Annotated in this window: 11 protein-coding genes; 2 read left to right on the plus strand and 9 right to left on the minus strand. The window is 43.8% G+C overall.

Translation table 11 applies throughout. The annotated features are described in order from the left end of the window. Window positions 1-140: 140 nt before the first annotated feature. Genes ICN46_RS11460 through ICN46_RS11475 form a run of 4 tightly spaced genes read right to left on the minus strand, consistent with a single transcriptional unit; the run spans window position 141 to window position 3,080 of the window. Complete coding sequence (locus ICN46_RS11460) at window positions 141-1,466, minus strand: terminase large subunit domain-containing protein (protein ID WP_216208914.1); 1,326 nt, start codon at window positions 1,464-1,466, stop codon at window positions 141-143. Between the two features lie 3 nt (window positions 1,467-1,469). After that, entirely contained in the window at window positions 1,470-1,931 is a 462-nt protein-coding gene (locus ICN46_RS11465; RefSeq protein ID WP_216208916.1) for a hypothetical protein, read from the minus strand. 5 nt (window positions 1,932-1,936) lie between these two features. Next, a complete protein-coding gene (locus ICN46_RS11470; RefSeq protein ID WP_216208919.1) occupies window positions 1,937-2,158 on the minus strand; it encodes a hypothetical protein in 222 nt (73 codons plus the stop codon). Continuing rightward, window positions 2,148-3,080, minus strand: a complete 933-nt coding sequence (locus tag ICN46_RS11475) for a YdaU family protein (protein ID WP_216208921.1) — start codon at window positions 3,078-3,080, stop codon at window positions 2,148-2,150. The genes ICN46_RS11470 and ICN46_RS11475 overlap by 11 nt, the downstream gene beginning before the upstream one ends. Before the next feature lie 550 nt (window positions 3,081-3,630). Here ICN46_RS11475 and ICN46_RS11480 point away from each other — a divergent pair. Both ICN46_RS11480 and ICN46_RS11485 read left to right on the plus strand, forming a co-directional pair. After that, on the plus strand, window positions 3,631-3,840 hold the full coding sequence (locus ICN46_RS11480; protein ID WP_072583558.1) for a helix-turn-helix transcriptional regulator: 210 nt from the start codon (window positions 3,631-3,633) through the stop codon (window positions 3,838-3,840). Between the two features lie 52 nt (window positions 3,841-3,892). Further along, complete coding sequence (locus tag ICN46_RS11485; RefSeq protein ID WP_216208924.1) at window positions 3,893-4,189, plus strand: hypothetical protein; 297 nt, start codon at window positions 3,893-3,895, stop codon at window positions 4,187-4,189. A 25-nt stretch (window positions 4,190-4,214) separates the two neighbouring features. On the opposite strand, the gene ICN46_RS11490 is transcribed toward ICN46_RS11485, so the two are convergent. Genes ICN46_RS11490 through ICN46_RS11510 form a run of 5 tightly spaced genes read right to left on the minus strand, consistent with a single transcriptional unit; the run spans window position 4,215 to window position 10,640 of the window. Further along, window positions 4,215-4,661, minus strand: a complete 447-nt coding sequence (locus ICN46_RS11490; protein WP_216208926.1) for a 5' nucleotidase, NT5C type — start codon at window positions 4,659-4,661, stop codon at window positions 4,215-4,217. A 20-nt stretch (window positions 4,662-4,681) separates the two neighbouring features. Then, window positions 4,682-5,011, minus strand: a complete 330-nt coding sequence (locus tag ICN46_RS11495; protein ID WP_216208928.1) for a hypothetical protein — start codon at window positions 5,009-5,011, stop codon at window positions 4,682-4,684. Between the two features lie 19 nt (window positions 5,012-5,030). Further along, window positions 5,031-7,898 carry a type I restriction endonuclease subunit R gene (locus ICN46_RS11500; RefSeq protein WP_216208931.1) on the minus strand — a complete coding sequence of 956 codons (2,868 nt, stop codon included), beginning with the start codon at window positions 7,896-7,898 and terminating at the stop codon, window positions 5,031-5,033. A 1-nt stretch (window position 7,899) separates the two neighbouring features. Next, complete coding sequence (locus ICN46_RS11505) at window positions 7,900-9,057, minus strand: restriction endonuclease subunit S (RefSeq protein ID WP_216208933.1); 1,158 nt, start codon at window positions 9,055-9,057, stop codon at window positions 7,900-7,902. After that, window positions 9,057-10,640 carry a type I restriction-modification system subunit M gene (locus ICN46_RS11510; protein WP_216208936.1) on the minus strand — a complete coding sequence of 528 codons (1,584 nt, stop codon included), beginning with the start codon at window positions 10,638-10,640 and terminating at the stop codon, window positions 9,057-9,059. Before ICN46_RS11510 ends, ICN46_RS11505 begins: the two co-directional genes overlap by 1 nt. Between the last annotated feature and the right edge of the window lie 202 nt (window positions 10,641-10,842).

Below are 10,842 nucleotides of genomic sequence, written 5' to 3' on the forward strand. Positions count from 1 at the left end.
CACCGCTCCCACATTAAAGCCTTCTGGGTGGCCGTGTAATAGATTCGAGGTCGTTGTTTCATGAGCAACACTCCTTTTGCTTACGCAGTTTGTAGTGTGTTGCATCGATCGGTTGAATTCAAGGTCGTTAGCAGGATGCCTCACCCAATATATGTTGTGTCATATGACAGGCTTCGCACCCGCATCACCCCATACCTAGTCGCATCCCACGCATGATCTTCGGCATCCGTATCTACATCTTCTGGGTTTAATGAATCTGACGGTAATTGCGGAACAGTTCTAAGCCAATGCTTGCAATTATTAAATACCTTTAACCTTCCTTCAGCTAATAGGCGGATGATTTCTTGAGCTCCGTTTACTCTGCTTCTAGGGGCGTTATAGGCCTCAGTCCATTTCACCCCCTTATCCCTGAAGATTTGACCAATGGACCTCTCTGCTCCGATCTTTGAGAAGATGGATGGGTCAGCTAGGTTCATGCGGTATTCGTATCCAAGACGTTGGTCGTGTATCTCGATCTTTTTGATCTTTTCGGCTACTACTGTTGCATCTTCTCTGGTGCCCGTGTTTTCTTTATCTCCATATCCATAGAGTTCTCTCCATAGGTAATAGACTCCATCATTAGATAGTGCGAACCAATACACGGCGTATGGCCTGGCATAGCCCCAATCGATAGAGCGCCATACCTTCCAGGTTGGTGGTATTGCGAAGGGTTCTACAACGTGTTTAGAGGGTTGCCACACGCCTTCCAAGAAACTTCCTACGTGGATATCCCAATCACCTTCTAACCAGGCTCTGCGCCTGTTTGGATCGCTTAGCGACTCTAGGCTCATGAGGTAATTGGGGTCGTTTTTGAGTAGGTGTGTGTTCTCATAAATCGTCGAATGAATTCTCACCCTTGGTAGAGCACCATCTTGCTTGATGATTCTCCCGGCAGGTATTGCCCCAATCTGAAATCGCTCCTTTACGGATGCGTGGCCCACCCCAAATGGATTGCAGGTTGCTCGTACCATCCTTGGCATTCCGGGGTGTGATGACCGGCAAGTGGAATGCATGGCTTCGTAGAAGGACAGATTGCGCCAGTTAGTGAGCTCTTCAAATCCTAACCAGGGGTATTCATGGCCGTGATAGTTCCAGTAGTCATCCTCGTTGGCTCCATAACGGAAGTACAACATCTCTCCGGTAGGCCACTTCCAAACGTAATCTGATTCATTGAACTTAGCACCTGGGAAGATTTGATAGAACCAGCGCTTACTCTTGGCCACTACGTCTGCTAGCTGCGGATAGGTAAGGCGAAAGAGTGTGCCGCGCCAATGATCCCCGAAGCCTCTTCCTACGTGTTGGGCATAGCTCATGAGTAAGGTATCAGTCTTACCCCCTCCTCTGGTGCCCTCCAGCAATACCTCATAGACGGGGCATGTCAGGAACAAGGTCTGACTGCCGGGCAATGGTGCCCAGATGGTTTTCATGGGTTAGTGTTTTGGCTGGGCAGCTTGCTCCCACTCATCCATACTCATGGCGCTAGGTACCACCAAGACCCCACTTTGTAGAGGTGCACCATCTTTTCCGGTGTGCTCTATTGCGGATAGACGTGGGTGCACATACGGCGCAGCATGCCTGGCAATGGTCGCGGCCATGTTCAGTAACTTGATGCGATTCTCCGTGATCATGGCGGTATGACCATCATCATGCTCGTTAGTCTTATCACCATGGTCATGATGATCACGACTGCAATTACCCGCCTCTTTGTAGAGCGCCATCATCGTGCTCATCATGATCTCCAGAGGCGTAATACCATTGGCGGCAGCCACCTCTGCGATCTCACGAGTACGCTTGGTTAGACTACCCTCCTTGCGGCCAGCTCCAGGTCTTGCCCCTCCCTTACTTTTGCTTGGTACCGGTTTCTTTGATTTCTTTTGATTGTTTTCAATCATGAGGTCTAGATCAACCGTAAAAGATGAGGTTGCAGCGCTACCGAGTCTCCAAGAGGTTCATCAAACTCGATGATGATTCTTTGGAATAAGTCATGTCGGCTTTGGGCTCCACGATGTTTGACCACGGTACCAATTCGACCGCTTGGGGTCTTCACTTTTGATCCGATGGGAAAGTCTTCCATGTCTAGACGATCAATGACGCCAGCTATAGCGTGATTAGTTTGCATTGGGTTTCTCCATGGCTTCCTGGCGTTTGCGTAGCTCGGTAAATATTCGGGTTTTGAAGGCGTCATAGTTCTCTGCGCCCTGGGCTCTCATGCCTAGTTCTCTTCCTTTGGTGTCAATGCCATCATTGGTTTTCCACCAAGCCTCTTCTTCTGCGCTAGCCGCTTCCACCTTCTTGCGCGCCCCTTTGAGTATGGCCAAAACATATCCTGCATTGATGGGGGTTGGGTTTGAGACTTTCATGCGTGTTTCCTTTGCCGTAGCGATGGCCTCTGCTACTTCAGCTTCCGATACTCCGAGATTGACGATGTCTCGAATGCGGTAGTCGTCTACAGCTATAGCTCTACCCTCCTTGCTAATCATGGCTGCAAAGCTTTTGTATTTTTCGATACGTTCTTGAAAAACTTTTTCTTCATCGGATGGCTTTGTTAGCTCCTGGGGAATTTTTTCCTTTTCACCCCCATTGTTTTGTTTGCCTGGTGTATGGAGATTGGTTACTGGTGACTGGTGTCTGGTGTCTGGTGAGCAATGCGTTCGCATTGCGGTCGCATTGCGAACGCATCCGATATTTGGGGTGATTTCTGGTTGAGATTCGTCCGATGGAAATGATTGCCATCTGCCTTCTGCACTCCGCCTAGCTTTAAGTTGCTTGTCTTTAAAGCGGGCTATTTCATGGTCGCAGCGTTCTTGTCTCCAGCCATCATCAGTGAGGGTAAAAAATTCATTAAGGACAGATACAACTGCATTTTTTTCTTCTTTTGATCGTGCGTTAATTAATCTTTGTACCAACTTGATTTCGATAGGTAGCGGTTTTTCTGTGGCGTAGTACTTTCTAATGAGGCGGCTGTAGGTTGCATCCTCTATGAATGTAAGATGCGCAGTCGCCTCTGCATAATCTCCAATGTGATGCTCGTAGTAATTCATCTCAATCTGTCTCCGTGTAGTTCTTTTTCTTGCGTGCAATATTTTTTGCAAGAGAAGAATCTAGCAATCGGAAAGCGTATCGTCAAATGCGTTTTTTCTGAATTTTTCTTTAATTTACTTATTCATCATTTCGCTGTAATCCATGTTTGAGAAATTCGTGAGAATGATTTTCTTTATCTGAAGTGTTTGTTGATCTACGTATGTCCACCACTCTCTTTGCTCTATCAGAAAGCTCTGACTAGGCTGTAGCCTTTTATTTATATCTGCTCTGTCACTTCTATGAATAAATATTTTTTTGTAGTCAAAAATGAATATGCGTCTTTAAAGTGGGTATTGATATTTGATTGACCACCAAAATTTCATTGACTACATTGCACTTCAGCAGCACACAAAATGATGCATAACAAAACACAAAGGAGATTAAATTTAATGGTGGCATTTCGCTTGTATAGCTTGTATCGATCTTATGGATACACAAAAATGAGTTCCGCAAAGATGGCTTTGCAGGTTTATCGTAAAAACTTAAAACGCGCCCGCTAAGGAGATCATGATGAGCCAATCAAATACTCAAATCCCACCAATTACCTTGATGAGAATTCCTCAAATATTAAAAGTGATGCCGGTATCAAAATCTAAGTTTTGGTTGATGGTTCAGAAAGGTGAGTTTCCGAAACCAATCAAGATTGGAAGGTCTTCGTTTTGGACGATTGAACAGGTTCAGGCGTTTATTCGAGAAAGGAGTGGTCAATCCACCAATTGAGTAATGGCTATCTCCTGAGCTTATGCTATCTATCCTACGGAAAAATCAGGAGATGACTATGCATGCAGTGAATTTATCCAAACCACTTAGCGTTGAGGTCTTTGACCTTAACCGCCCCATGGATCAGAGTGCCTGGATTCAAATTGGGGATTATGAGGATCTGAAGGATGCTGTCGATGCATGCAGGAGGGTAATTGATCGAGTCTTATGCAAACCGCGATATTCATCTCTCACTGGACATGCTTTGATGCAAGAGTATTTAAATTATGGTCCGATCCCATGCATTCGTGGGGTTGATAATCTGGATGCCTTTGATCCGTATGAGTATCTCGAAAGCAAAACCAAGTAGGCCGCAATAGCGCTACGAAAATGCTTTAGACCTTGGTCTTTAAATAACGGACAACAGTCTCCCAATCTGGGAATTCAGGGGTTGCAAAGTGAATATGCTCACCCTTGAATCGATCTACCCCATTCTTAAGACGATCATCGACCAAGAAATCTCCATCATTCAGATTCTTATGGTGACTAAGGATCAATCGTTTGAATGCCGGCTTACCCAGATAATCTTTCACCCATAGCAACTTATCGGACCAGGCACTTGGATTGCCCCAGGGTGCGGTTGAAAGAATATAGGTATCGAACATGGTCGCCAACTCTTCATATGCGGCAATTGCCCCTGGAATTGGGTCCATTAAATAGAAGATGCCTGGAACTTCATCCAATCTATCTTCGTACTGATCTTGTATATGCTCAGGGGTTCTTGCGATTCCCGATGGAAAATCAACCAGGACATTATCCATATCTATGTAGAGTATTTTCACTATCTAAATCCTTTTAAGAACTACCCAATCCTATCTAGAATGTTGCGCTCGACACCATCAAGACCAATCGTCATTTGACTTACTAACTCCTTGTACCTAAGCCAACTCTGAGGGTTAGCAAAGCGACGGTGTACGTGCATATGACATTTACGACAAAGGTGAAATTGATCGGTTTTTCCTGCCTCAAATGGCTCCGAATAATCCTCAGCATGGGCATCAATCAAACCCTCGGTCTGGCCGCAGGCACAGCATTTAGCTGGTCTAGCCAATGTACCATTTGCCCATTGCTTATTAAGCCAATTCTGAGCCTTAACTCTTTGACTCGGGGTAAATCCGTTATAGCTATTCATTTTTAAAATGAGGTCTGCCTCAACCCATACCTTCTATAAACGTATCAATAAATCGAGCAATAGCATCACCAACTCTCACTAAAGTTGATTTACGCTCCAATATTTTTGGCTTTTGTTCCAGAACCTCAATTAACTCCTCAGACCTTGGGGCTTGATTTGTAAATTCATAGCCCTCTAGTAAAGCTTGAAGCTTCGGCCCATTAACCCCCTCAGACTGACAAAGCGCATCAAAGGCTGCCTTCTTCTTCCTGGCCCAAAAGACCTCAAATTCTTCTGCAACTCCATCAGGAGATAGGCCGCTGAGGCTCTCTTCAATAAATTGCTCAATCAGGGTCCTCTTAGAGCGCAATTGAATCTCGCCAGACAGATAGTCATCAATCTGCTTTTTGATTCCCTCGCCCTTTTTGCCTTTACCACCATTCTTTAACCATTCGGTTAATAACAGAATAATGTACGCAACATTAATTTGATCCCGATGAATGAGAACAATCTCAAAGTCCACGTCATTCAGAATGGAATCTTTCTCTTTGGCATTCTCATGTTTGACGCGTTCGTAGATATCGAGGTACTTAGACTTGTAATCTTCAAAACCTTGCTCAGTAAGTGCAAGATCCCCCTCTTTATAGTCAGTAAACGAAGTGATTACGTTCTTTAATTTAAGAAGTTCTCTAAAGCGCGTTACAAATAGCAGCTGCTCATTCTCATCTTGCAAATCATCCACCGATGAAACGGTTGGAGTTAAGGCAAGGAGTGCCTCAACCGCTAGGTTATATTTTTCAACGTAATTCTCATAAGGCTCTAGCAGAACCGTTTCTTTAGCATCCTTATTGGAGAACAAGGCAATCGCTTCATCTGTCTTTTCCTTCAGATTCCTAAAGCAAATGATATTGCCCTGTGATTTCTTATCATTCAGGATGCGATTGGTTCTAGAGAATGCCTGAATTAAGCCGTGGTACTTTAAGTTCTTATCAACGTAAAGCGTATTGAGTCTTGGGCTATCAAAACCAGTGAGGAACATATTGACTACCAGTAGGATATCAACTTGCCCCTGACGCACGCGCTTAGCAATATCTTTGTAGTAGTTGTAGTAGTCCTGGCTATCTTTAGTCGAGAATTTAGTGCCAAACATCTCGTTATAGTCATTGATGTATTGATCTAGCTTGTCTCGGCTATAGGTCACCTTTTCAGGCGTCACGCCATCATCCTCAGGAATTACGCCACCGGTACCATCAGCCTCAGGATTGGCCTCATTCTGCTGATAGCTGAAGATGGTGGCAATCTTTAAGTCTGAGCCCGTTTCTGCGATTTTCTGTTTGAATAAATCGTAGTACCGAATCAATGAATCTACACTGTCAACGCAGAACATCGCAGTAAAGTCTGGATGCTTGGTCTTTTGACGATGATGGTCAATGATGTAATCAGTGATCTTATTAAGCCGGTCGTCAGCCTCCATCAACTCCTTGGTGTCAATCGACTCAACATCGATATCGAGATGGCTACCAGACTCTTTTTTCTTATAACGCCCGACATACTCAACAGAAAAGCGCAGGACATTTTCATCGCGTATCGCATCAACAATGAGGTATTTATGCAGACAAGTACCGAATAGATCGGCGGTTGTTTGCTTGCGCCCACCATGCGAAGATGCGTTCTTCTCAAGAATCGGCGTTCCAGTAAAGCCAAACATTTGGCAGTTACTGAAATACTGCTTAATATTTTTGTGGTTCTCACCAAACTGGCTACGATGGCACTCATCAAATATAAAGATCACCCTCTTGTCTTTTAGGCCGTCCATCTTGATGGCATGCCTATCTCGAGTGATCGCGTTATTTAGCTTCTGGATGGTAGTGAGAACAATCTTTGAAGTTGGGTCATTGAGCTTCTTGACCAACTCCGATGTATTGGGTGCGCTATCGACTGAGCCCTCTTCAAAGTGGTTGAACTCCCTCTCCGTTTGATAGTCCAAGTCTTTTCTATCCACAACAAAGACAACCTTATCAACCTCGGGCAATTCAGCAACGATTTGACTGGTCTTAAACGAGGTTAAGGTCTTGCCAGAGCCGGTTGTATGCCAGATATAAGCATTGGACTTACTCGTTTTTACCTTCTCAATTAGGGCCTCTACTGCGTAGTACTGGTAAGGGCGCATTACTAAAAGTAACTTGTCTACTGTTAGAACCATGTAGCGAGAAATCATCTTCGCTATATGGCAAGGCTTTAAGAATTCAGCACTAAAGTCATGCAGATCTGAGATTCGCTTGTTTTCTTTGGTAGACCAGAAGAAGGTTTGCTTGAAGGTGAACTCTTTAATGCTCTTATTATTGGAGAAATACTTGGTATTGACTCCATTGCTAATGACAAAGAGCTGGACATACTGAAACAAGCCGTAGCCTGCATCATAGGATTCATGCTTATATCGGATGATCTGGTCAAAGGCGACCTTGAGATCCATTCCGCGCCGCTTTAGTTCAATTTGAACCAAAGGCAGACCATTAATCAGGATCGTGACGTCGTAACGATTCTTACGCTTACCTTCGGTTGATATTTGATTGGTGACTTGGAACTCGTTTTGGCACCAGTCGACATGGTTTAAGAAGGTAATCCAGATAACATCGCCGTTATCGCGTTTTAATGCAAACTTATCTCTTAGGATTTCAGCGCGGTCAAATACGTTGCCGGTATTGAGCTTATTGAGGATTTGCTCATATTCCTTATCGCTAAAGCGAAGATTGGGAATATGGTGGGTGTTTTCGTTATGGAGCTCAAGCTGGCGCCTTAAGTTAGCCAGCATGGCAGACTCATCCAGAATCTCTACGCGGGAGTACTCCATTGACTGGAGTTGCTTGATGAGCGCTTCTTCTAGCGCAGCTTCAGATTGGATGGTCATATTAGATAAACATCTGCTGTAGCAGGCCTTGTTTATATTCCCTGGATAATGCTAGCTTGGACTTTATATTTGTAATTTTATTATCTAATGCGGCAAAAAAATCGGTAATTTGCTTTTGCTCAGCGATGCATGGAAGGTTGATTTCTATTGCCTCAATAGTACTTTTTGAAAGACTTGGAACCCCTGATGCCTCGCAATAACTTTTCCAATTAATCGTCTGGAAACATGCGTATATAAATTCTGGAGTGCAATTAATAAATTTATGGGTATAAAAAAGAGTATCAACCGCCCAAAATTTACCTGACAAAAGGACTGGCTTATCAATGGTGCCCTTTCTACCTATACAAGCACTAACGCCGTCGTATAAAAAATCATTCACTGACAGCATAAATCCACCCGTGCCATAGACAGGTATATCTCCTGGGTCCAAGTGTTTGTAATCTCGTCCGCTACCGATGGTTAAAGCATCCCCAATTTTCCTTAAATTCCACTCTGGATAATCCCTCCCACCCCCATCTTTAAATCGAATTTCCTGATTAAAGATTTTTTTCATGACTCCCTTTTTGTAATGAATAAGGAGTTCATGCTTTTTCGTTAGGAGGGAGATCTTTTGGTCAACTTTAGATAGGAATGTGGCTACCTTATCCTGCTCATCATACCCAGGGTAATTTAGCCTAATTTCCCTAATGCTGGATATAGATAAATGCTTAACGGTAGAGCCGGTTGCCAGCTCTTTAATTTTTTTATGGTACTTATCTGTCAACAATAAATTCAATAAAAAAGGTAAATGTATGGCCTCTGAGGGCTCAACTCTTGCTATTCGCTGATTAAGAAGAACCTCTTTATCATCATTTTTAAGATAGAGAGGTTTACCTAGGAGCTCGCACTCGCGGGATAAATCTGTCATTAGCAGCAATAGATCACCCGATCTGCAAATATATTTAGGATTTGCTTCTTCGGTAGTAAATTTTGAGTATTCAGTCGAAAAATTTCCATGGCCAAACTTAGTAAAATTTTTCGGTATAACTAATTTCTTTCCATCCATGCCAAATTTAGAGCCGTCAAAGGGATGTCCAGAAGTAAAGCCCACAAAATCACCAAGATTATTTTCTAGCCATTCTCCAGAAAATTCTTTAAACCTCAACTTCGGCACGCTCATCACTTGCCACCATTTACGAATGGCAGCTCAATGCCGAGCTCTTTGCAGAAGGCCGCTATTTCCTTATCTACGCTTGCTGACTCTTTATCTAGGTCGATCAGTTGGACTGATATTGCGGCAAGGTCAATTTCTTCTTCTGCCTCAAAGCTATCAACGTACCTGGGGATATTGAGGTTCCAGTCGTTTTCTTTCACTTGATCAATAGTGGCTATTGCGCTGTATTTATCTTCTGCTTTGCGTGCCTTGTATGTCTGAACAATCTTGGTTATGTGCTCGGGGCGCATCACATTGGTTGTTTTGACTTTCTCAAAATTCTTACTTGCATCTATGAACAAGATATTGTCATTCTTCTTCCGACACTTACGCATTACTAGGATGCAAGTTGGAATGCCGGTGCCAAAGAAAATATTTGATGGCAAACCAATAACAGCATCTAAGCAATTCATCTTTTCAATCAGGTATTGACGAATATGCCCCTCAGCGCCACCGCGGAATAGGACGCCGTGAGGCAGAACAACTGCCATGGTGCCTTCTTCTGATAAGTGGTAAACCATGTGCTGCACGAAGGCCAGGTCAGCTTTGCTGCTTGGCGCTAGTTTGCCGTATGAGCTAAAGCGGTCATCACTCATAAACATAGGATTGGCAGACCATTGCGTTGAAAATGGTGGATTAGCCACAATCGCATCGAACTTCATTTCTAGATGCTGAGGTTTCTCTAGCGTGTCTTCATTCTTGATGTCGAATTTACTAAAGTGCACGTCATGCAGAATCATGTTCATGCGAGCTAAGTTGTAAGTCGTTGGATTTCTTTCTTGGCCGTAGATATGACCAACAAACTCTGCCTGCCTTTTTACTCGTAGCAATAATGAACCAGACCCGCAGGTTGGGTCATACACATTTCGCAACTTGGGATTGTTCAGGGTTACTAGTTCAGCAAGTAGCTGAGAGACTGGTTGTGGCGTATAGAACTCCCCCGCCTTCTTACCCGCACCACTGGCAAATTCGCCAATAAGGTACTCATAGGCATCACCTAATACGTCTGCAGTGGTATCGCGTAGCTGGAAGTTGATTTTATTTAGGTGGACCAACACCTTAGAAATGAGTTCGTTTTTCTCATCCTCTGACTTGCCTAGCTTGGCCGAGGTTAGGTCTATATCGTCAAATAGGTGCTCAAACTCTTCAGCACTATCGGTCCCTAGGGTACTTTGTTCAATATTTTTTAGGACCTTAGTCAAGTCGCCCAGAATGAAGGTGTTGGAACCTAGCTCCCCGTTGCCTTTTTTAGCCAAATGGTCAAACATTTCGCTAGGGGCTAGGTAATAGCCAAGCTCTTCTTTGCAGGCCTCTTCAATAGCCTCTAGGTATTTTTTACCTTCAGTCGACTTTTCATCAAGACTTTCAAACGTTAGCTCTTCACCCTCTAATTGATCATTGGCAAAGTTGGCAATTTTTTCTGATAGGTACTTGTAGAAGATAAATCCAAGGATGTAATCCCGGAAGTCGTCTGCGGACATCTTGCCTCGTAATGTATTGGCAATATTCCATAGTTGCTGCTGTAATTGCCGACGCTGCTCTTCTGACATCTATTTCCCTTGATTTTGGGCTTTAAAACCCAGATAACTGAATTATCAAAATGCCATTACTAGCGCTAATAATGATAGGTGGATTCAACCACGAAGTGCAACTTTGAACAACTAGGTAAGGAGGCTAAGGATGTTTTAGTATCCAAAGCTTCTAGACCTCCAAGTCAAAGTAGCCATGACCTATCAACACCTTAGCCAAACT

Source organism: Polynucleobacter sp. Latsch14-2, assembly GCF_018881925.1.
GTDB lineage: Bacteria > Pseudomonadota > Gammaproteobacteria > Burkholderiales > Burkholderiaceae > Polynucleobacter.